The sequence below is a fragment of the Methanosphaera sp. BMS genome (assembly GCF_003268005.1).
In the GTDB taxonomy this organism is placed as follows: domain Archaea; phylum Methanobacteriota; class Methanobacteria; order Methanobacteriales; family Methanobacteriaceae; genus Methanosphaera.
Genome location: NZ_CP014213.1, coordinates 93,554 through 118,964, shown reverse-complemented (window position 1 = coordinate 118,964; position 25,411 = coordinate 93,554). Strand labels below are relative to the sequence as shown.

Here is a 25,411-nt window from a genome sequence, read left to right as displayed (position 1 = left end):
TTTTAAGTTCATCATTTGTGAAAATTTTCTTTTTCGAACAACATCTTACTTTATTTATAATCCTTTCTAACAAAACTAAGAAAAAATATTACTCAAAACCCCTCCACCACAATTATTAAAATAACCCCGTTTCTTATTAAAAAGGACATTAGTACAAATCGGTCACCTGAAAAAAATACATTTTTTAAAAACTATGCTGAGGGTATTAAATTATTTATACTATTTTAATGAAGGTTGAAATTTTATATAAAAAAATGGTAGTACCCCATAGAGGATATGAAAAATAAATAATTATTTATAGTAAAAAAGGAATAGATATTATTATGTACAACGAAATATCTGATTCCTTAAGTAGTAATTTGTCTTCCATTCAACTTAATCTTTTCGATTTTGGTTCAGATAATGCAAAAGAAAATGTTGTTAAAAGAGCTTTAAATCAGTCTTTAATAAAAGATATGAATGAAAAATTAAGTAATTTGGATGATAATCATTTTGAATATGTTAATCCTGTTTGTCCTCATTGTATTAAAGAAAATATGAGAGGAAGTATCATTAAAAAAGGATTTAGGCCTAGAAAAATAAGAATAAATGGTAATGAAAAATTAAATCCTTACGATAAAAATAAAGAAAAAGAAATAATTAAGCAAACAATAGAAAGTATAAACGTTTCGACAGTATTAAACACTTTAAATGATTTTAATGAAAAAATAGAAGTTAATTACATACATAATTTTATTAATGAAGTCAAGTATTATGATGTTCAAGATGATAAGAATATTACTGTTTATTTAAGAAAATATAAATGTAAACGATGTAAAAAACACTTCCAAACCGAATTAACAAATGTTTATGATAAATATAAACGTTATGCAAAGTCTTTTTTTAACAAAATAGATGAAATAACATATTATTCTCATTATACACCCTCACAATTACAAGACGTACTTAAAACTTCTTTCAATAGAGAAATTAATCTTAAAACTCTCTTCGACTGGACAAGAACAGCATCCAAAATAAGTAGATCCAACGATTACGATGGAATAACTTATAATTCCGATGAAAATCTAATTTTAAACCTAAAAGAAATAGGTTCAGGCATATATAATTATGATGAACAATATTTATCCGAAAACAAGAAAGATGGGCTACGATTAACATTATCTGATACTAAACTCAAAATACCCATTGCTGAACAGATAATAAAAAGAAATACTATTCATAAATGGAAAATAACAAAAGAAGAAGTATCTAATTTTATAAAAAAAGCAACAAAAGATAGAGCATTTCATGTCTTAATAACAGATGGACGAGCCATGTATAAAAAAATAGCAAAAGAATTCAATGTAGAACACCAATTATGCATATTTCACGCAATATATAACAACAAAAACGATGCAAAAAACGAATGTAAATCACTAAGTAAATCAACACTAGATAAAATGACAATATTCAACTACACATCACAAATAAATGAAATAGTAAGACAACTAAGCTTAGAAGATGCCAAAGAACAATTAAATGAACTAAAAGAAATACAATCAACCATAGGCTTACCCAAAATCAATAAAAAAATGCTCGAAAGAACAGAAAAAAACTTCTATCAACTAACAACACACTTAAGACTAAACGGAGTACCCAGAACCAACAACAACGCAGAATTAACCTATAACTTATCACTACAAAAATCAGAAAAAAGAAAATACAAAACAGAAGAAGGAATAATCTCAAAACTAATCACATACATGAAAAACAAAACATTACAAAAAGTGACCGCAATGTACTAATGCCTTAAAAAGGTAATGTTTATTAATAAGCTGAGACAAAATTTTTAATGTTGTTAATCATTTTTGATATAATGAATTTTAAGTTGAGTTATATAATTAACAGCAAAATAACATGATTAATTATAATTAATCAATAAAAGAAAAAAAATAGGAGGCTAATATTTATTAATTATAAGAAGATAATCTTGTTTTTATTTGTTATTCTCTCTTGCATTAGTGTAGCATGTGCTATGGATGTCAGCCAATCAAATGATAATGACATGGGTACTACTGCAAATGCAAATTACGATAATAATGTAAAACAGGATATGGATAAATATATGAATAATGTGGAAGTTATTCCCGATAATAATTTTGAGGATGGATTTGAAAATTCTGAAATAATAGAATTAAACGATACCAGTGATGAGGATGAGGAGGAATTTGTCGAAGATGACAAATCCACAGATTCCACTAGAGGTACCCCCAACAATGACAGGGGAAGTGGAGATACCGATGCTATTGTAAGTAACACCACCACAGCTTTAAGTGTAAAGGTGGTGCTAAGCAAACTCACGTCCACTACTTATAATGCTACTTTTAGTGGTGTGAACAACTGTAGTGTTTATTATACTTTAAATGGTGCTAATCCAACAACCAGTAGCACAAAATACACCAAGGCATTTGTTTATGATACAAGTAAGACTTTGAAGTACTTTGCAGTTAAGGCCAACGGCGAATGCGGTGCAGTGCTATCAATGAAGCTTAGTGAAGGTTCAACACCATACATAGTATACAAAACACCAATAACAAATCAGGCACAACAAGTATACATTTCATACACATTGCCCACAACAAGCATATACTATACAATCAACGGCAGCATACCCACCACCAAGAGTACCAAATATAATGCACCCATAAACATAAACAACTATACCGACCTACGATTCATATCAGTATACGGCTCAATAACCAGCAACGTTTACAGCTACCGTATGAATGCAGTTAAACCCGTGGTTACAATCAAAAACATTACCGATGTACGTGACAACTATCAAAACATAACTGTAAAAATAAACAAGGCAGGTACCATCTACTATACACGAAACGGATCAACACCCAATACCAGCAGTAACACGTGGACTAACAACACCAAGGTAATGATATCCATAAAAACACAGGTAAGAGCAATACTGGTGGATAATGAAGGATTCACATCCGATGTAACATTCTACCAGCCACCCAAGGTAATGACACCACCAATAACAGCAATAAGACCACTAACAACACTGGAAAACAACAAACAAAGAATACAATTCAGCATAAACAAACTAAACTGCACAGTATACTATACAACAGATGGTACAAATCCAAACAATAGTACAACAGTAAAAACAGCAAAAAACAATGATAAAATATACCTAAACAAAAACACACGACTCAAATACTACACACAGGATGACATACAATTATATAAATCAAAAGTATTCAATTACACGCCGGTACAGCACCCGGATGAGCGACCAACCATAACAGTCATGAATGCAAGTAACATCTGGAGCAATGGACAGCAGAAAATAATCATACAATCCAACCAGCCAGGTAAATTCAACATAACAAAGTATAACCAGACACAAGCACCAACAGAAACACTAAACAACTACGGAAGCTACACAACAGATACCAATACTAAAATAGAAATATACACACAATATAATGACAAATATTCCAAGACAATCGAGTACAATCCAATAAATGGGTCTAAAACTGTTATGAATTATCAATATGTTGTACGATTCTTAAATGTATCCCAATATGAAGAAATCTCTTTTACTTCTGTATCAGAGAAAACATATACATATCATATGTATAATCCTAATTTGAATAATTATGTATTTTTTAGTTTTAAAAATGAAACTGTATCACATAGTGATTTGAACATAGTTAATCAAGAAGGTATAGTTATACATAAATCAGATACTCTTGACATAACATTTTATGAAAAAGTATATGGTGAAATGGATTATGTTAATTTAGTATACAAATCATTGGTAAGAAAATATGAAAGAATATATTTATACTCAAATTATACCTTACAGTGTTTTATTGATTTAAAGAAAAAACTATGTTCTAACGGGTCTATAGAAACTACATTTAAAACTAATTCAAATATAATTATTAAAAATGAAACATTGACTTTTAAACCTAGAGATGTCGATGGATGTGGACAATATGATATACTACAAACATTTTTAATTACAAATGAAATAATAACAATATCCACATTAAACCAATCAATATCAAATATAGAGGAGTTATATGAGAATTTATCAATTTCAATAATTACTCCACAATATAGAACAATTCTAGAAGCAATGACCACTATAACATTAACTCATAAAAATGCTGAGTATATATCTAAAAAATTAAATTCAACATGTATCTTGACAAATGAAGTTTTATGCATGGCAGGAATTGAAAATGATAGAATGAATTACATTCATTTTACAGATCCATTATTAGGCATGAGTATAGATGATACTTCAAATTTAAAATTATTTAATATGGAATTATCATTACATAGTTATGAACATGCAAAATTCAGCTTGGATAATATAAGATATAATTGTGCTTCAACTGCAATAGAGGAATTATTTGGAATACTGAATATAGATTCAAATATCAAATATTCATTTAATAATATAACAAAAATTATTTCTATAATTTCTAATAGAACTAACAATATATCCATTACATATGATCTTAATCACTCAATTATTTGGTCGGTCATGTTAGTTAATGGTTTTGAATATATTGGATCAATTACAGATAAAATGGATGATTCAGAAAATTATAGAAACTATGGAAAAAATATGCTAAAATCAACGGTATATGTATGCTTTGAAGATGGATTGTGTTTTGGTTATACAGATAAAACAAAAAATCTATTGGGATATGATATTGATAGTTCTGAAGCTATCATTGAAGATGAAATGGGAAGTTTAGCCATTGATGGAAGTCGAGGACTATTTGGTAGTAGTATAATTGATGGAGATGCTGGAGTAATTACAGGATGTATTATGTTTATTGTTGGAACAGGATTAATTATTGATGCTAATGGTTGGTTAGCAGATACAACAAATATTACACGATTATTTAATACAGTTCTTAGTTTAACTTTATCTTATTTACCACAAACTGCCATTTCAAAACATGTTATTAATTCATTTAAATTAGCAAAAGCCACAAAAGTTTTAGATAAACCCGGAAAAATAGAATATGCTACTAAAGTTATGATAAATATTTACGATAAACTTCAAGAAGAACTGTTAACTTTTGTTGAAAATCAGATTAAAACACAAGAAGCGAGAGAATATATACTGCCATATATAAATGGATCAAGAAATATAATGGAATGGTTTTAATGATGAATATATTATTACTATGGATTGTAATGATTATAACTGAGACTATCTTATTTAGCACAATATACCATTTAATAAGTAGCGAATATTTTGTTAAAAAAACAAATATTCATATCTTTTTAAAACAAGGAAAAACAAAAGACAATGATTATCTAACACTTTTGCTTTCATTGTTTACACCATTAATGTTAGTTAGTTCAGGTATGTTTATACAATTATTTATAGGAGAAAACCACCTGTCAACTGCATCATTTATGTTTGGAATTTATTATATATACTTTTTAATTGGAATAATATATAGAATAAGATTCTTTAAATACATTGATGAAAAAAAGGATAATCAGTATATGTTTAGATATCCATATATCTGTTCATACTTAAATCTAATATATAATCTTATAAATGTTATGTTGATGATTTTCTATTTCGTATTAAAGATTCCCTACTCCGAATATTGTTGGATTTTTTGGCTAATTTATATACATCTGGTAATCATTTTTCCTGATTACGTTAATAAATATCTACCAAAAGATATTCATGCTAAAGACGGTTTTAATTATTATCTGCAAATAACATCATTTCCAGGAAGCATTATTATCATTATAATACTGCTTTTTGCAAATCAAAGTCCACTATTATAGAGTGTTGGCATAAATTCTCTTTTTTCTATTTTTTTGTGCGACAAGCGATTGTCTTTAATTTGTTCTCACTCGAAACTTTGTTTTGAGTGTGTGTTAGTATAGTATCTAATTAACGGATACTTTTAATCCTGTTGTATGGGTTATTCTCCCTTGAAACTGCGTCATTGGTAACAGTGGGGTGGGTTGCATGATAGGTAAAGCCTAATCTTACTTCTAGCATCCATGAAGTGGAGGGCGAGAGAAAGACCAATATTGGCTAATGATAAATGAACTCTTATAAGCATCGTAAAGTAAATCAACACGTTAGGATGATTAAAGGATGTGTTGTAGTTGCAGGCAGGTCAAACGAAGTTAAAAAGGACGTCTATAGATTACAACCCATATGTCTGTCGGTGTAATGGGAGGGCCTAAGTTGTGTCGTAGTCTAACAAAAGATAAACTTGGTAAGCCCAGTAAAGTCCAGTAATACATTACTGGTAGGGGTTTCTGTGAGGGAATTCTAAGACCTTACTGGGTAAAGGATGTTAAGGAAGCTAATGCCACATTATCGTTAAGATAAAGGGGAATTTAACAAATAATAAACTCTTGTGGATATGCTGACTTTAACAGGTGTATAACATGAATTAAAACGAATTTGTATCCTAGATGTGATTAATTTATGAGTCAAATTTCAGATGAAGAAAACTGTGCAAATATTAATTTGTGTCAGTCCACGGAATTGGACAAACTCGACAGTGAATGGTCCAATATTAAATGGAACTATGTAAGTCGAAGCATATATAAGATACAACAGCGGATAATTCGTGCTGAAGAATCTGGTGACTATCGAAGAGTTCGAAGTCATTGTAGACTACTTTTAAATGATAAAAGAACACTATTGTGGGCTATAAAAGTAGTTACTCAAATAAATAGTGGTAAACGTACGGCAGGAGTTGACTCTGAAATTGTCATGACAAATGCTGAGCGTATGAAACTATTTTACCAGCTTAAGGATTGTAAAATTAATCTACATAGGCCTCGGCCTGTTCGTAGGATTTATATTCCTAAAAAGAATGGTAAATTAAGACCTTTGGGTATTCCAACCATACGTGATCGTGTGTTCCAAATGGTATGTAAAATTGCCTTGGAACCTATTTGGGAGCATCATTTTGAAGCCAATAGTTATGGTTTCAGGCCTTGTAGAGGTGCTAGTGATGCTATAGCAAAGATATATAGTCATGTACGTGGATTTAATCGTCCTTGGATATTTGAAGGTGATTTTAAATCTTGTTTTGATACTCTTGACCATGATTATATCATGGAACAAGTACGGTATTTTCCAGCCTCTAAAACCATTAGTCTCTGGTTAAAAGCAGGATACTTAGACGATAATGTATTTTATAAGTCTGATAGTGGTACACCTCAAGGGGGTATTATATCTCCGCTTCTTGCTAACATTGCATTGCATGGAATGGAGGAAGCATTAGATATTAAATACACTCGTATCCGCAGAAAAGATGGCTCGTATACATACAGTAATAAGTCTAAGTATGTTACGGTGCGTTATGCTGATGATTTTGTAATACTTTGTAGAACAAAAGAAGACGCGTATAAAGTGCCGAAACTGTTAAATTCTTACTTGAAAAAGAGGGGCTTAACATTAGCTGAAGATAAAACTAGAATTACTCATATTGATAATGGTTTTGATTTTCTAGGAATCAATATTAAATCATATTTCAGTAGAAATAGAAAAGTGGTTCTTACAAAACCGTCAAAGAGTAGTATTATTTCATTCAAAGATAAAGCACGGCGTATCTTTATAAAAGCTTATGGGGGAGACATAGAAAGTTTCATTGACTCCTTAAATAATCTTATAATTGGTACTGCTTATTATTGGAGAATGACAGCTGCAAAAAGAACCTTTGAAAAGATGGATTGGTTTATTATACATCGTATTAATCGTCTTCTTAAGAGATTATATCCTAAGAAGTATCATAAGTGGATTAAAGGTAAACACTTTAAACCATGTAGGGATAAAACGATAAAAGATAAGTATTTGTTTACTAATCCTGAAACAGGTAATCAACTTAAACGTATGAGTTGGATTCATATTAAGTATGCGTGGTGCATTAAATATAAAGCAACCCCGTATAAAAGTGAATTCAATGAGTACTTTGAAAGATTTAAATTTAAAAATAATTACCAATGCTTATATGGAATATAAAATAACTTCCTAATTAGATTTAGTTTCTTCAGATAACTAATATGCTTGAGCCGTATGTTATGAAAGTGACACGTACGGTTCTGAGGAGAGGAGGAGAGAGCAACCTCTCTAACTTATCCGACAATTAAAATAATCAAAATAACATAATGATTGTTTTAATTATCTATTATTACATATGGATTAACTTATATCTATTTATATGTCATTAAATAATGATGACGTGTTGGATAATACTTTTAATAATAATTATTAAAAAAATATTATAAAAAAATAATATTACAAAGTATTTATTAAATAATTGATAACTATAAACAATATCTATTTAATAGATTATTAGGTAAAATGGGCTGATGATAATATTGGAACATTGACTAATGAATAGTAATAGTCAAAATGGATTATAATATAACAAAGATGTGAATAAATATGGTAAAAATTAAACAGGTACTGCTTTTCACTGCAATATTAATACTGCTTGTTGGAGTAGCCTGTGCAAGTGACGTATCAGAGGATACCGCTAGTACAGGCAGTATTGCAGAAGAAGCAGCAATACATGATATACATAAATTATCAGATAATGCTAATAGCATTCAAGATGATAAAATAAATGAAAATATACAAACCAGCAAATCATCCGATAATAAAGTAGATGAAAATACGACTAAAACGATAGAAAAAGATTCAAATACAAATGTAAAAACCGCTACAACTATAAACAATTGGAAAGAACTACAAACAGCAGTAAATAATATGAAGAAAAATGAGAACTTAACCCTCATCCTAGGGGAAGGAACATACATAAATACTGGTACAATCACAGTGTACAAAAGTAATTCCAGTCTTACAATTGACGGTAACGGACAAACAATAAATGGAAACAAGAAACAATTATTCAGTGTTAATGGTTCTACTTCACTGGTTCTTAAAAATATCATAATAACAAATGGTAGTTCATATGATGGGGGAGCAATAATAAATCATGAGAAATTGACTATCATCAACTCCACACTAGCAAACAACTCCGCAAATAACTATGGGGGAGCAATAAGAAACAGATATGGAACACTAACAATAATCAATTCCACACTAGTAAACAACACAGCAACATATGGTGGAGCAATAGACAATTATGAAAAAACGATAATCACAAACTCTACATTAGCAAACAACTCCGCAAAATATGGGGGAGCAATAAATGACGATGGAAGGCTAACAATCACAGGTTCTACATTAGCAAACAACACAGCAACATATGACGGAGGAGCAATAACGCATAGTTTGATTCGAAATTACACAATCGTTAATTCTAATTTCACTAACAATCATGCAAAAAGAGGTGGTGCAATATATTCACCAGGATGTCTCAATCTTACTAAAAATATATTTACCAATAACACTGCCGACAATAAAGAAACAATAGATTACTTATCTGAAAATTTTGGCGGATATTTTAAAGATAATGTTTATAAATCCACCAGTATAGCACTTAAAACCAATAAGTTAAGCATTAATGACAATGAAAACTTTTTCAGTTCAGAAGATGAAATAGTATTAAACTTCAGCATTGCCGTAGAACATCCACACTATTATGACAGTGATATCCTGGAAAGAGTTGATGACATAACAATATACCTTAATGATAAGGAATATGCTACAACCAGATACGAAAACTACACATTATCAAATCTAAAACAGGGAAACTACTCGGTTTATTATAAAGCATATAATCAGAAATCAAACACAATCAAGTTCACAGTACATAACATAACTAATTGGCAAGATTTGTGTAATGCAGTAAATGTGGCAAAAAATCAGATAAAAGATATAACCCTAACATTACAAAACGGATTATACATAAATACTGGTACAATTGAGTGGATTAATCCTAATATGACTCTTACAATTGATGGTAATGGACAGTGGATATATGGAAATCAATTACAGGTATTTAATATTAATGGTCGTTCTTCAATGATTCTTAAGAACATAACAATAATAGGTGCTAAATCAACGGTTGGAGGAGCAATACAAAACAAGGGAAAACTAACAGTCATACAATCTACACTAGCAAACAATACTGCTGATTACGGTGGAGCAATAGAAAACCTTGGAACATTAACAGTTAACCAATCCGTATTAACAGGAAACACTGCAGAGGATGGGGGAGCAATACAAAACTATGGACCATTTACAATCATAGACTCCACACTATCATACAATACGGCATCCCATTATGGTGGGGCAATAAAAAACTACCAAACACTTTTTACTGTTACAGGCTCAAACATCACAAACAATACAGCTGAACGTGGCGGTGCAATATTTTCCAATGGAAAGACTAATCTTACAGGTAACACATTTACCAACAACACAGCCGACAACAATGAAACAATTGACCTAAACGGATACACTAATGGACATGAAGAAAATAACACATATATATCAACTGAGATTGCATTTAGAAAGATGTTGTTAAGTATTAAGGATGATATGAAAACATTCGATTTAGGTGAAGACGTAGCATTAAATTATAGCTTTGCTTTGAAAAATCCCGAAAATTATGATGCTGATATCCTGGATAAACTTGATGATATAACAATCTATGTTAATGATGAAGTATATGCAACTACTGACAACCAGAAAAACTACACATTAACTCCGTCAAAACCTGGAAAATACAATGTTTACTATGAATTATGTAATCAAAAATCAAACAAGGTAACATTCAAAGTAATTGGCGAATCACAAATAACTACACCTGAAAATTCATATGATTACCCTGAAGTAATACAAAATAACATAACACTTAACATCATAGATCCTAGCGGTCAAGAAGGAACGGCATTGATAACCGTAAAAGATGCTTCAAAATACAAGCAACTGTTAAACCTTACCAATATAACAGATGGATACGAAATACCAACAGAAAGCATAGTAAATGCACTAAAAAATATATATGATACTCTAGATGGCTCATACACGATAAAAATAACCTATAGTAATGATTGTATTTTTTCTAGTTCAACAGAATTCGCACTAAACATCATTAAACAAGCAAATGTTAACTTATCCACTCAAACAACGCCAACACACCTGATTGTCACAGTAAAAGATGACAAAGAAACTCCAATAAACTATGGAACAATAACTACAAACATAACCGAAAGCAACTACTATCCGGATGACAATGGCCAGGTGTTCATAGCACTAAATGACCTAGAACCAGGAAAATACATGGCAAATATCAACTATAATGATGGATTACATGATGATGTATCGGCCAATGAAACATTCAGTGTTTACCAGGAAAGCGATATGATAAATGTGACAACCTCAAATGTTGAAATGGTAAATGGAAAAGGAGTGACATTCGATGCATACGTAGACTATAAAAATAGAACAATCAAATTTGGTAAAGTATACTTTGAAATAGACGGAAAACCCCTGGTAGATGAAGACGGATTGGTATTATATGCACCAATCAATGATAACTGGGCATCCCTACCATACGAAATTCCAAAAGATTTATCACTTGGAAATCATACATTAACCGCTGTATACATAGCATCCACAAGTATCTGGACAAAAGATGAAAAAACCTTAACAATAATCGAAAACATACCAGAAGGAGCAAGTGACGAAAATCAAAATCCACAAGAAGATGAAAAACAAGATACATACACAAAAGACACAAGAGCTCATAAAACAGTAACAAATACAATACAATCAAACATCCCTGCAATCCATCAAATAATTGTAGGCAACATTGTGATACCAGCAGATACTGTTATAACACTCGGCCAACTAAATGAAATGTTTGGCCAAAAATTTGTCAACGGACACTTACTGTTATACATAGACGGACAACTAGTCTATAACGGCACAGTAGGTGACGACCTGGCAACTGTAATCCTAGAAATCATTGAAAAGTTCCTTGGTGAACACGAACTGAAAGTGGAATTCACGGACTCCAATAATCAAACACAAACATACACTAAAAACGTTACAATAAATTAAACCCCTCTCAATCCTCTTTTTTTTAATTTAATCAAATTAACTTATATACTGGCTGTTTTAATTATCTCTTATTACATCTGGATTAACTTGTATCTGTTTATATACAATTAAATAATGATGATGTGTCTATAATAATTTTAAGAAGCCTTATTAAAAAAATATTATAAAAAAATAATATTGCAAAGTATTTATTAAATAACTGATAAATATAAACATTATCTATTTGTAAAATATTTAGATAAAATGGTCTGATGATAATATTAGAACATGGATTTATGAATAGTAATAGTCAAAATGGACTATAATATAACAAAAATGTGAATAAATATGATAAAAATTAAACATGTACTGCTTTTTACGGCAATATTAATACTGCTTGTTGGAGTAGCCTGTGCAAGTGACGTATCAGAGGATACCACTAGTACGGGTAGTATTACTGAAAAAGCAGCAATACAGGATACCTATAAGGTATCAGATAATGCTAATAGCATTCAAGCCCATAAAATAAATGAAAATATAAAATCAAATGATGCATCCAATAATATGGATGAAAATTCAACGAAGACAATAGATAAAACTACAAATGGTAATTTAAAAACAGCTACAGCTGTAACCAATTGGAAAGAACTTCAGACAGCGGTAAAAGATACAAATAAAGATATAACAATCACATTAGGAAATGGTACCTATAAAACTGATGGTACAATCACATGGGACAAAAAGGATACAAAACTTATAATTGATGGTAATGGACAAACAATAGATGGAAATAATCAACAGGTATTCATTATTGAGAAGGGTGCTTCACTTGTTCTTAATAACATAACAATAAAAAATGGTGAATCACAGTTAGGAGGAACAATAATCAACCAGGGAACATTAACAATCACAAAATCCACAATAACAAAAAGCGAAACAAGTACTCTGGTAGGGTTTGGAGGAGCAATATTCAATAATGGAATACTGAACATCACACAATCCACTTTCACAGACAACCGTGCATCTCTTGGAGGAGCAATATACAATAATAACAGTGGAAAAATAGATATCACACAATCCACATTCACAGGAAACAGTGCAGTAGATGAGGTTTCATATGGTGCCGGAGGAGCAATAAAAAATTGGGGAACATTAACAATCACACAATCCACATTCACAAAAGGCATTGCACATACAGGAGGAGCAATAGACAGCTATGGAAGATTTACAATCACCAACTCCACACTGGCAAACAACAGAGCAAAATACCAGGGAGGAGCAATATACAGCTCGACCGAAAAGTCTAAGGTTATTGGTTCGAATTTTACAAGCAATCGTGCCCAGGAGGGTGGTGCAGTATTTGCCCGTGGATATATTAATCTAACTGATAATAGATTTACTGAAAATACTGCCACCCAAAACCAAGAAACAATTGATTTATATGGATATACAAATGGAATTTTTGATAACAATGTATACAAATCAACCTCCATTTCATTTAAGACCATAAACTTAAAAACTAAAGATAATAAGAACACATACTATTACGGTGAAGATGTGGTGTTAAACCTCACCCTTGCATTAAATCATAAAAATTATTATGATAAGGATATACTGAAAAGACTTGACGACATAACAATATATGTAAATGGCAAAAAAACTGCTACAACCACGTACAAGAACTACACCTTATCAAACCTAAAACCGGGAAACTACTCAGTTTATTATAACACCTGTAAAGGCACTTCAAACACTGTCAATTTCACAGTGAACCCTATAACTAACTGGGAAGAACTCAATGCGGCAGTACATTATGCAGAAAACCAGACAAAAGATGTGACCCTCAAGTTAGGTAAAGGATACTATACAAATACGGGCACAATCAACTGGACAAATCCTAAAATAACCCTTAGCATTGATGGAAACGGACAGTTACTGGATGGAAACCGACAACTAGTATTCCATATTGGAAGTACTGCTTCCATGAATCTTAAGAACATCATAATAGACGATGCCAGATCAGATGATGGAGCAATATTCAATGAGGGAACATTAACAATCACTGATTCAGTACTACAAAAAAACACTGCAACCTATGATGGAGGAGCAATAAAAAACATTGGAATACTAAACATAAACAACTGTACACTGGCAAACAACACCGCAGCCCAATATGGAGGAGCAATAATCAGTGACCGAGACAAATTTACTGTTGCTGGTTCAACTTTCATAAACAATCATGCTAAAACTGGTGGTGCAGTATTCTCCTACGGAAATGCTAATCTTACAGGTAACGCATTTATCAACAATACCGCTGACAACAAGGAAACAATTGACCTATACAGATACTGGGAGGGACATGTTGAAAATAATACATATGAATCCACAGATATTGCACTTAAAAACATGAAATTAGCTATTAAGGACAATCAGACAATATTCAATTTGGGTGAAGATGTAGTGTTAAACTATAGTTTTGCTTTGAAAAGTCCACGAAATTATGATAAAGATGTCATGGAACAACTTGACGAAATAACAATCTATGTTAATGATGCAGAATATGCTACTGCAAGCACGAATGAAAACTACCCATTATCCCTATCAAAACCTGGAGAATACACGGTCTATTATGAAATATGTAATCAAAAATCAAACACTGTAAATTTCACTGTGAAATCTCTTATAACCAACTGGCAACAATTACGTGAAGCAGTAAAAGATGCAGAAGACAAAACAGAAGATGTAACACTCTATCTGGGAGAAGGAAACTATACGAATACAGGCACTATTACCTGGAGTAATCCCGACATAGAACTAACTATCGATGGATGGAATCAAACAATAGATGGAAATCAACTACAAGTATTCAAGATAACTGATGGTGCTTCATTTGTTCTTAAGAACATCACAATAACAAATGCTAAATCAGACTATGGAGGAGCAATAAGCAATGACCAAGCCAAACTTACTGTTGCTGATTCAACCTTCATAAACAATCATGCAAATAATGGTGGTGCAATATTCTCCTACGGAAATACCAACCTTACGGGTAACAAATTCATCAACAATACCGCCGACAACAAGGAAACAATTGACCTATACAACCAGACTGGATGTTTTGATAATAATGTTTATGAATCCACGGATATTTCCCTTAAAACCTATGATTTAAGCATTAAAAATAATCAAAGCATATTCAATCCAGGGGAAGTAATAGTGTTAAACTATAGCATTGCCTTAGAACATCCAAACTATTATGATGCTGATATCCTGGAAAGACTTGATGACATAACACTCTACATCAATGGTATAGAAAATGTTACAACCACGTACAAGAACTACACATTATACAACTTAAAACCGGGAGAATACAGTGTTTATTATAAAACATGTAACCAAGAATCAAATACTGTAAATTTCACGGTAACTCCTATAACTAATTGGCAACAACTTAGTGATGCAGTAAATGATGCGAAAGGCCAAAAGATAAACATAACCCTCACACTATGGGATGGAAACTATACAAATACAGGTACAATCACATGGAATAATAAGAAGATAGTACTTACCATTGAGGGTAATGGACAGACAATAGATGGAAACCAACTACAGGTATTCAGTATTAATAAGGGTGCTTCACTTGTTCTTAAGAACATCACAATACGGGATGCAAAATCATACAATGGAGCAGCAATAGAAAACCAGGGAACATTAACAATCACACAATCCACACTAACAAACAATACTGCAACCCTTTTTGGAGGAGCAATAATTAATAATGGAATATTAAACATTACAGACTCCAAACTAACAAACAACACTGCAAGAGATGGAGGAGCAATATTTAACAATAAAACATTAAGCATCACACAATCCACACTAACAAACAATAAAGCAGATAATGATGATGGAGGAGCAATATACAATAGGGAAACACTAACAATCACAGACTCCACACTAAACAACAATCAAGCAAAAATCTACGGAGGAGCAATAGAAAGCTACGGAACAGTAAAAATCATAAACTCGAAACTAAACAACAATGATGCACTGTCGGGTGGAGCAATATCCAGTATCACTGGAATATTGACAATCACACAATCCACATTAAACAATAACACCGTAACCCATGATGGAGGAGCAATATACAACCATGGAACACTAAGCATCAGCAACTCCACACTATCAAACAACATTGCAAGAGGTGGAGGAGCAATAATAAACAAAATATACAGGTATTTTAATCTTGTAAATACAAATTTCACAAACAATCATGCAAACGAGGGTGGAGCAATACGATCACCAGGATATGTAAATCTTACAGGCAGCATATTTACCAATAACACTGCCGACAATGGAGAAACAATTTATTTGCTTGAAGAAGATATTGGACGTTTTAATGCCGATGTTTATGAATCCACGGATATTTCACTTAAAAGATTAAATTTAAGCATTAAGGATGGTCAAACACTATTCAATAAAGGTGAAGATGTGGTGTTAAACTATAGTATTGCCTTAGAACATCCAAATTACTATGACAAGGATATTCTGGAAAGACTTGATGACATAACAATCTACATCAATGGCATAGAAAACGTTACAACCAAGTATGAAGACTACCCATTGTCCAACCTACAACCTGGAGAATACACGGTTTATATTAAAACCTGTAACCATGAATCCAATACCGTTTCATTCAAAGTAGCCTCTGTAAGTTTAACCACGGAAGTAACACCAACACACCTAATCATCACAGCAAAGGATTATAAAGGAAATCCAGTAACAGATGGAACAATAACAACAAACCTAACAACAGCCAATTACTATCCTGATGAAAACGGCCATGTATTCATACCACTAACCATGAAAGGAGGTCCAAAATCTGTAAATATTAGTTATACTGATGATACATCACGTATAAAATCATCCACCAATGCCACATTCGACATTTTTGTTCCAAGCGAGAAAATAAACATGACAACATGGGATATAGCGATAGAACAGGCCAGAGGAGTGAACCTCAGTGCATTAATATACCATAAAAACAAGACAGTCAACGATGGAGAAACATACTTTATAATAGATGACAAACCAATACTAGCTGAAAACGGATCAGTACTCTATGTTCCTGTAAAAGATAGCTGGTCAGAATTACCATACAAAATACCAAGTAATATGTCAATTGGAAATCATACGCTAAGTGCAGTATACGTAAAATATGTTACTGCCTGGAATAGAGATGATAAAACATTAACAGTAATCGACGGATATGTGAATTTAACCACGGAAGTAACACCAACACATCTAATCATCACAGCAAAGGATTATGAAGGAAATCCAGTAACAGAAGGAACAATAACAACAAACCTAACAACAGACAATTACTATCCTGATGAAAATGGTCAGGTATTCCTATCACTAAGCAACTTAAAAGGTGGAGAAAAATGTGTAAATATTAGTTATACTGATGATACATCAGATATTAAATCATCCACCAATGTTACATTCGACATTTTTGTTCCAAACGAGAAAATAAACGTGACAACATGGGATGTAGAGATGGTACGGGAAAGAGGAGTAACCTTCACTGCATTAGTATACGAAAAAAACAAGACAGTTAACTATGGAGAAGTATACTTTATAATAGATGACAAACCAATATTGGATGAAAACGGATCCGTACTCTATGTTCCTGTAAAAGATAGCCGGGCAGATCTGCCATACGACATGCCAACAGACATAGGACTTGGAAATCATACACTAACTGCAGTATACAAAAAATACGTTACTGCCTGGAATAAAGACGATAAAACATTAACAATAATCAAAAACATACCAGAAGGAGCAGGTGATGAAAATAAAACTCCATCTGAAGATGAAAAAGAGGAAACACACAAGCAGGAAACAAGACCTCACAAATCAATAACAAAACATGCAAAAACAATACAATCAACCATTCCTACAAGTCATTTGGTTTACACTGCCAACAAGATGATAACGCTCAGCGATACAATTACCCTCGGCAAATTAAACGATATATTTGACCAAACATTCACCAACGGACACCTGCTATTATACATAGACGGACAACTCGTCTATAACGGCACGGTAGGTGATGACTTGTCAACAGTCCTCCTAGAAATCATAGAAAAATTCCTAGGCAAACATGAAATAAAAGTGGAATTCACAGACGCTGATGGTAAAACAAACACTTATACAGAAAACGTTACAATAACCTAATCACCACACCCCTATTTTTTTTACTAAAAGTACATTCTAGCTTAAAAACACAAATAAAAAAAAAAAAAAAATAATTGAACATAGTAATATCCTATTATTTTTAAAATAATTTTAACATATTTTTTAAAAAGAATATGAAATAAAAATATATAAGAATATAATGATTATAACTATTTATTAGACAATAAACAAAACATATAGTATATTGTTTATTAGTGATTTTATTATAATAATGAATTCTTATGATATTTATTTTTATTATAGTTTCTTACCTAAAGTTTATACCATAAAATACTCTGAAAGCCAGTTTTCATAGAATGTCGTATTATCCACTATTTCATAAAATAACCTTTTAAATATGTCAATCAATTCATCCAATGTTTTATAATTGGAATTATATATTTTTCTTTTTATTGTTCTCCATACATCTTCTATAGGATTTAAATCAGGACAATAGGGTTCTAAAAAGATTAATTTGAGGTTTAATATGTCACATACCTTTTCTATAATTTTTGCATGATGTATTTTTGCATTGTCAAGTATTAGGTAAATAGGTTTTTCTTTAGACAATAAATCCTTTATTTCAGTGTTTTGTAAGTTATTTACTATTATTTCTCGTTGTAAATTAGCAATTTTTCGGGTGTTGTGTATATCCTCTTTTTTACAGATCTTTTGTATTTTTTCTATTGATTTTTGTTTTGAATTTTCATTATATAATTCATCATTTATTTTATTTATTAAATCCTTAGTTGATAACTGGTTTTGATGTAAAATTGATTGTATATTTTCTATTTTTAAATTAGGGTTTGTTATTGCTTGTTTAATTTGTTTTATAACTTGTTTGTTGTTTGTATTCAGTGCTCTAAAGTTACAAAGTGTTTTTAAAAATGTATATGCATTATTTTTTGTATTTTCTTCCATGTATGAATTACAATTAATTCCTTGAAAGCCTACAATGTTTATTCCAAATTTTACAGGAGGTTTAATTATAATATTTTTTGTTCCTGGTTTATATAATACTCTTGATGTATTTGGTACATTTTGTGATCTTGTTTCGTCTAATATTGCGATTTTGTCTGTTTTTGCATTAATGAACTTTGTTTTTTTTAAGTTTTTCTTCTGCATTTTTTGGTCTTGTTGAATATTTTAACATTGGTTTTCCATAATTAAGGTTTAATTTTTCTCTTGTTATGACCCAAACTTGTTTATCACTGTATTCTATATCAAATTCATCTTTAATTAATTTTTTTACTCTTTTTAAGTCATAATTTTCTTCATTTCCTGTAATTTTATCATATAAAAATTGTTTTTGTTCATTAGACAATAATGATTTTCTTCCACAATTAGAATATTTTGAAGTTAATCCATCAAAACCTGATTCATTATAGTCTTTTATCCATCTTTCACCGGTTTTACGAGATATATTTAAATTATCAGAAGCTTTAGATATGGTTTCGCCTTTGTAAACCATTCTAATTAATAATAAATGTCTGTATATTTCATAGGAGTCTCTATACTCTTTTAATAAGTCATTCATTTCATTTAATGATAAATGATTTTTGACTTTTTTATTTTCAGTTTTCATAGAAATATATATGTTCATAAAATGGTATATACTTTTGGTAAAAAACTATATATAAATCATTATAGAACATATAAATTAGAAAGATGTGTATAAAAAAATGAAAAAAATAAAATATTTATTGCTATTTGTTACACTGCTTATCCTGCTGGTAGGAGTAGCCAGTGCAACTGAAGTATCAGATGATGTAACTGATGCAGATAGCATAACAAAAGAAGCAGTAACACAGGATACATATAAAGTATCAGGTACTGCTAATAATATGCAAGAGAATATAGTAGATAAAGATATACAAGCAAGTAAATCATCTGATAATAAATTAGGTGAAAATACGACTAAAACAATAGCTAAAAATACAAAATCTAATCTTAAAACAGATGCAATTGTAACCAATTGGGAAGAACTACGCTCAGCAGTAAAAAATGCACAGGGCCTAACGATTGTAACTATCAATCTGAGAAATGGTACCTACAAAACTAATGATCCAATTATATTTAATAATAGTGTAACTATTATAATTGAAGGTAACGGACAAACAATAGATGGAAATAAACAGCAAGTATTCATTGTTCAAAAAGGTGAAGTAGCTATTCATGACATCACAATAAAGAACGCTGCATCTAAGGATGGGGCAGCTATATACAACAGGGGATTATTAACAATCACACAATCCACATTTACAAACAATACTGCCGATAATAAAACAGGTTGTGGAGGAGCAATATATAATAGGGGCTTATTGGAAGTCAAAGAATCCACTTTTGCTGATAATCGTGCAGTTTCTGGAGGAGCAATACACAACGGCAACGATGGAAGAGTAATAATTACAACCTGTACATTTACAAACAACACTGGAAATTATAATAGTAACGGTTGTAGTGGAGGAGCAATAGCTAACCATAATGGATATGTAGAAGTGACAGATTCTACACTAACAAATAACGGTGCATTCGCGGGAGGAGCAATAGATTCATATGATGAGTTAAAAATCAAGAGATCCACATTTACAAACAACAATGCAACATGGTCTGGAGGAGCAATCCAGGGTTCCAACAAAAAGATCATGGTGTACAATTCAATTTTTACAAACAATAAAGCAATTATGGGTGGTGCAATATATGCTAAAGGAAATTTAACTCTTGAAGGCAATAAATTTACAGATAATCGTGCCCCTATAACCCATGAAACAATTGAAATATCTGAAAAAACGAATCAATTGTATAACAATGTATACAACTCAACAGACATTTCACTTAAAAAAGTGATTTTAAGTCTTGAAGATGATAAAAATACATACTATTACGGCGAAAGTGTAGAATTAAAATATTACATTGAGTTGGAACATCCCGATTATTATGATAAGTATGTCCCATCAAATCTTAATGACATAACATTATATATTAACGGTGAAAAAAAGTTTACAACACATTACAATCACTACACCTTATCAAACCTAACACCGGGAGACTATGAAGTTTACTTTAATTCATGTCGACATAAATCAAACACTGTTAAATTCACAGTAAAACCAATAACTAACTGGCAAGAACTCACAGAAGCAGTACAATATGCAGAAAACCAGACAAAAAACGTGAATATCAAATTAGATAATGGAAATTACACCAATACCAATACAATTAACTGGACTAATCGCAACATAGTACTTACCATTGACGGTAACGGACAGACAATAGATGGAAATCAACTACAGGTATTCAATATTAACAGTCGTTCTTCAATGATTCTTAAGAACATCACAATAATAAACGCTAAATCAGACGATGGAGGAGCAATAAAAAATAAGGGAATACTAACAATTACACAATCCACACTGGCAAACAATACTGCTGAATATGGAGGAGTAATAGAAAACACAGGAACATTAACAATCACAAAATCCACATTAACAGGAAATACAGCACATCGTGATGGAGGAGCAATAAATAACTTATTTAACTTAAATATCACAGAATCTACTCTATCAAATAACACAGCAGGCTGGTATGGAGGAGCAATAAGAAATCTCCAATACGATTTTAATATTGTTGATTCAAATTTCACAAACAATCATGCCGATCGTGCCGGTGCAATATACTCATCAGGATACCGTAATCTTACCGGCAACACGTTTATTAACAATACTGTAGATGACATGGAAACAATTTTCCTAACCGGAGCTCTTGGAGGACGAGTTGAGGGTAATGTATATAAATATAATGACATTTCACTTAAAAACATAACTTTGAGGATTAAGGATAATAAGAACACATTCACTCCATTTGAAGATGTTGTTTTAAACTTCACAATTGGCTTAAAAAACCCTCAATTTTATGACAAAGATATCCTTGAAGAACTTGAAGATATAACAATTTATGTCAATGGCAGAGAATATGCTACAACCAAGTACGAAAACTACACCTTATCCGAATTAACACCGGGAGACTACACAGTTTATATAACAACATGTAATCAAAAATCAAAAAATGTCACATTCAAAGTAATAACTGCTGAATCCAAAATAACCACACCTGAAAATTCCTATGATTACCCGGAAGGAATACCAGATACCATAACACTTAACATCATAGATCCTAGCGGTAAAAAAGGAACAGCAATCATAACCGTAAAAGATGATTCTGAATACAGGCAACTGTTAAGTCTCACCGATATAACGGATGGATATGAAGTATCAACAGAAAGCATAGTCAATACACTGGAAAATATATATGATAATCTGGACGACTCATACACAATAAACATAACATACAGTAATGATTATGTTACTCCTAGTTCAACAGAATTCACATTAAACATCATTAAACAAACAAACGTAAACATATCTACCCAAACAACACCAACACACCTGATTGTTACAGTAAAAGATTACAAAGAAAACCCAATAAACCATGGAACAATAACCACAAACATAACCACAAGCAACTACTATCCTGATGACAATGGCCAGGTGTTCATAGCACTAGATGACCTAGAACCAGGAAAATACATGGCAGATATCAACTATGCCGATGAGTCACAGGATGATGTATCAGACAATGTAACATTCAGCGTTTACTCGGAAAATGACATGATAAATGTGACAACATCAAATGTTGAAATGGTAAACGGAAAAGGAGTGACATTTGATGCATACGTAGACTATAAGAATAGAACAATCAAGTATGGTAAAGTATACTTTGAAATAGACGGCAAACCACTGGTAGATGAAGACGGATTAGTATTATATGCTCCTGTAAAGGATAACTGGGCATCCTTACCATACGAAATTCCAAAAGATTTATCACTTGGAAATCATACACTAACTGCAGTATATATAGCATCCACAAGTACCTGGACAAAAGACGAAAAAACATTAACAATAATCGAAAACATACCGGAAGGAGCAAGCGACGAAGACCAAACCCCATCAGAAGATGTAAAACATCAAGAATATAACCAAAACACAAGAAACCAAAAAACAACAATAAAAAACACCAAAACAACACGATCAATCCTTCCTACAAGCCATTTGGTTTACGCTGCCAACAAGGTGATAACACTCAGTGATACAATAACACTGGGCAAATTAAACGAGATATTTGGTCAAACATTAACAAACGGACACCTGCTATTATACATAGACGGTGAACTTGTCTATAACGGCACGGTAGGCGACGACCTATCAACAGTACTCCTTGAAATCATAGACAAATTCCTCGGCAAACACGAACTCAAGGTGGAATTCACGGACTCAAACAACCAAACACAAACATACACTAAAAACATCACAATAACTTAAACCCCTCTTTTATCCCTTTTTGGGTGTTCGCCAAAAATGATTTTTTGATTTTTTTTAAAATATATTTACATCAAGTGCTAATTGGTGTGTAACGGATATATTTTCGCAAAAATTCATTATATCTTCTTTTTGATTGTTTTTATTGTATTTTAAGTTGTATAATCTTTTTATGTTATATGCTAATGCATCTAAGTAGATTCTTTCTTCTGTTTTTGTTTTTCCTATTACAACTTCTTGTTCTATATGATAAAATTCTTTGAATGTTCCGAATGGTCCTTCAACACATGGTCTTTTACTATATTCTTCTTGATATTCTTCTTTTTCCATTTTAAAGTACATTTCTATTTGTAATCTGTTACCGTTTTCTGTGATGGTTCTGTGTGTTTGTTTTTGTGATATGCAGTCTTTTTGATATTTGCAGTTTTTGCATGCTGTGTAATTGTTGTATAATCGTTTTATTTTTGCTGGTTTTTCTGGGTCTTTGTCTGGTATTGTGTATTGATTGTAAAATGTTAAATATTGTCCTGATGGACATTTAAATACATCTTTTTCTCCGATATATTCGAAATGATCTTTATGAAATGGATTTTTGTTTAATTTTCCTATTATTTCTTTGGATTGTTTTCTTGTTGGTATTAATCCATCAATATTCTTATTTTTAAAGTAAGATAAGCTTGTGGGATTTAAATAGATTGTATCTGCGCTCATATGTTCTGGTATTTTTTCTATATTTTTTATTGCTTTATCTGCTATTGCTGGTAGTTGGTAATGGTCTGTTGGACTTTGTGTGACATTTATTGCACAAATTAATTTTGTTTCATAATCAACTGCTGATTGTATATTATAAGCTATTAAGAAGTTTCCTTTTTTTCCTTTCATTTTACGTGCTTGTTTATCGTTCATTGGTATTTTATCTTGTCCAGTGAGTGTAAATTCTGTTTCTATGTCGTATAATATTTCTAATTTTTCTTCGTTACTTAAATTTGGATTTTCATATAATTTTTTAGCAGGTTTATGAAGTTTTTCAAGTTTATCTTCATCAATTTGAACTCCTTTGTAGTATTGAAGTAATAGTTGGGTTTCTTTTTCTGAGATTGTATTGTGGTTAGAATTACATGCTTTTTTCACAGTTCCATCGATAGCCACGTGATTAAATTCTGTATATTTTTCTTCTGATGCTTTTTTCAGTGTCATTTGTAGAAATAACTCATAATATTCTCCGTATTCATCCCGATATCTTTGTATTGTTCGCTCTGAAGGAGTAATTCCATCACAAACAAACTTAAATATATCATGGTATTTTGCCATCTCTTCAATAATTTTCGCACTATCCATATGTTCTAATTTAGCCCAAACAAGTAATTTAATCATTGAACAAAGGTTATAAGAAGGTCTACCTTTATTATTTTCATTTACTTTAATGTCTAATTTTTCATAAGCATCTTCGATAAAATCAACAACAAAACGAGAAATATGATCACTTGGAACATTGTAATCATTAGTTCTAATAATTAGTTTAGCTTGTTTCTTATCCATATTTTTCATAACCATAAATAAACAATCCATTTAATTCATTTTATAATAATAATTATGTATAACCTACTATATAAACTTAACTAAATAATTAGGGATTATTAACAATAATAAGAATAAAATAAATATTTATATGAAAAATAATTAAAAGTATATCTTCACATATAGGTATAACTCTTAAAAATAAGGTAATTATAAAAATAATTGAATTTAAAAAATTTGAAGTTGT

The 25,411-nt window shown here is 31.3% G+C and carries 10 protein-coding genes; 7 read left to right on the top strand and 3 right to left on the bottom strand.

The features are described 5' to 3' along the window. Positions 1 to 323 precede the first annotated feature (323 nt). From AW729_RS00375 to AW729_RS00350, 6 genes are all read left to right on the top strand, one after another. Positions 324 to 1,784: a transposase gene (locus tag AW729_RS00375; protein WP_112123208.1), complete on the top strand. Its 1,461-nt coding sequence runs from the start codon at positions 324 to 326 to the stop codon at positions 1,782 to 1,784. 230 nt (positions 1,785 to 2,014) lie between these two features. Further along, positions 2,015 to 5,191, top strand: coding sequence for a chitobiase/beta-hexosaminidase C-terminal domain-containing protein (locus AW729_RS00370; RefSeq protein WP_112123207.1), 3,177 nt, complete (start codon positions 2,015 to 2,017; stop codon positions 5,189 to 5,191). 907 nt (positions 5,192 to 6,098) lie between these two features. Then, entirely contained in the window at positions 6,099 to 6,230 is a 132-nt protein-coding gene (locus tag AW729_RS11575; RefSeq protein WP_257791392.1) for a hypothetical protein, read from the top strand. Between the two features lie 302 nt (positions 6,231 to 6,532). After that, the gene (ltrA, locus tag AW729_RS00360; RefSeq protein ID WP_162685685.1) at positions 6,533 to 8,035 is read left to right on the top strand and encodes a group II intron reverse transcriptase/maturase; all 1,503 of its coding nucleotides are present in this window, start codon (positions 6,533 to 6,535) and stop codon (positions 8,033 to 8,035) included. A 426-nt stretch (positions 8,036 to 8,461) separates the two neighbouring features. Beyond that, positions 8,462 to 12,052 carry a hypothetical protein gene (locus AW729_RS00355; RefSeq protein WP_112123204.1) on the top strand — a complete coding sequence of 1,197 codons (3,591 nt, stop codon included), beginning with the start codon at positions 8,462 to 8,464 and terminating at the stop codon, positions 12,050 to 12,052. Between the two features lie 327 nt (positions 12,053 to 12,379). After that, positions 12,380 to 18,271: a hypothetical protein gene (locus AW729_RS00350; RefSeq protein ID WP_112123203.1), complete on the top strand. Its 5,892-nt coding sequence runs from the start codon at positions 12,380 to 12,382 to the stop codon at positions 18,269 to 18,271. A gap of 279 nt (positions 18,272 to 18,550) precedes the next feature. Here AW729_RS00350 and AW729_RS00345 read toward each other — a convergent pair whose 3' ends face one another. Together AW729_RS00345 and AW729_RS00340 are read right to left on the bottom strand one after the other, a co-directional pair. After that, complete coding sequence (locus tag AW729_RS00345) at positions 18,551 to 19,396, bottom strand: transposase (RefSeq protein WP_236951206.1); 846 nt, start codon at positions 19,394 to 19,396, stop codon at positions 18,551 to 18,553. Then, positions 19,359 to 19,856, bottom strand: coding sequence for a helix-turn-helix domain-containing protein (locus AW729_RS00340; protein ID WP_236951207.1), 498 nt, complete (start codon positions 19,854 to 19,856; stop codon positions 19,359 to 19,361). The genes AW729_RS00345 and AW729_RS00340 overlap by 38 nt, the downstream gene beginning before the upstream one ends. A 97-nt stretch (positions 19,857 to 19,953) precedes the next feature. On the opposite strand from AW729_RS00340, the gene AW729_RS00335 reads away from it, so the two are divergent. Continuing rightward, positions 19,954 to 23,649, top strand: coding sequence for a right-handed parallel beta-helix repeat-containing protein (locus AW729_RS00335; RefSeq protein ID WP_112123201.1), 3,696 nt, complete (start codon positions 19,954 to 19,956; stop codon positions 23,647 to 23,649). A 54-nt stretch (positions 23,650 to 23,703) separates the two neighbouring features. Here AW729_RS00335 and AW729_RS00330 read toward each other — a convergent pair whose 3' ends face one another. Continuing rightward, the gene (locus AW729_RS00330) at positions 23,704 to 25,200 is read right to left on the bottom strand and encodes a transposase (protein ID WP_112123200.1); all 1,497 of its coding nucleotides are present in this window, start codon (positions 25,198 to 25,200) and stop codon (positions 23,704 to 23,706) included. Positions 25,201 to 25,411 lie beyond the last annotated feature (211 nt).

Coding starts and splice junctions, on each gene's coding strand:
- AW729_RS00375 (WP_112123208.1), top strand. CDS start 324: ATGTACAACGAAATATCTGATTCCTTAAGTAGTAATTTGTCTTCCATT.
- AW729_RS00370 (WP_112123207.1), top strand. CDS start 2,015: ATGGATGTCAGCCAATCAAATGATAATGACATGGGTACTACTGCAAAT.
- AW729_RS11575 (WP_257791392.1), top strand. CDS start 6,099: ATGAACTCTTATAAGCATCGTAAAGTAAATCAACACGTTAGGATGATT.
- AW729_RS00355 (WP_112123204.1), top strand. CDS start 8,462: ATGGTAAAAATTAAACAGGTACTGCTTTTCACTGCAATATTAATACTG.
- AW729_RS00350 (WP_112123203.1), top strand. CDS start 12,380: ATGATAAAAATTAAACATGTACTGCTTTTTACGGCAATATTAATACTG.
- AW729_RS00345 (WP_236951206.1), bottom strand. CDS start 19,396: ATGCAGAAGAAAAACTTAAAAAAAACAAAGTTCATTAATGCAAAAACA.
- AW729_RS00340 (WP_236951207.1), bottom strand. CDS start 19,856: ATGAAAACTGAAAATAAAAAAGTCAAAAATCATTTATCATTAAATGAA.
- AW729_RS00335 (WP_112123201.1), top strand. CDS start 19,954: ATGAAAAAAATAAAATATTTATTGCTATTTGTTACACTGCTTATCCTG.
- AW729_RS00330 (WP_112123200.1), bottom strand. CDS start 25,200: ATGGTTATGAAAAATATGGATAAGAAACAAGCTAAACTAATTATTAGA.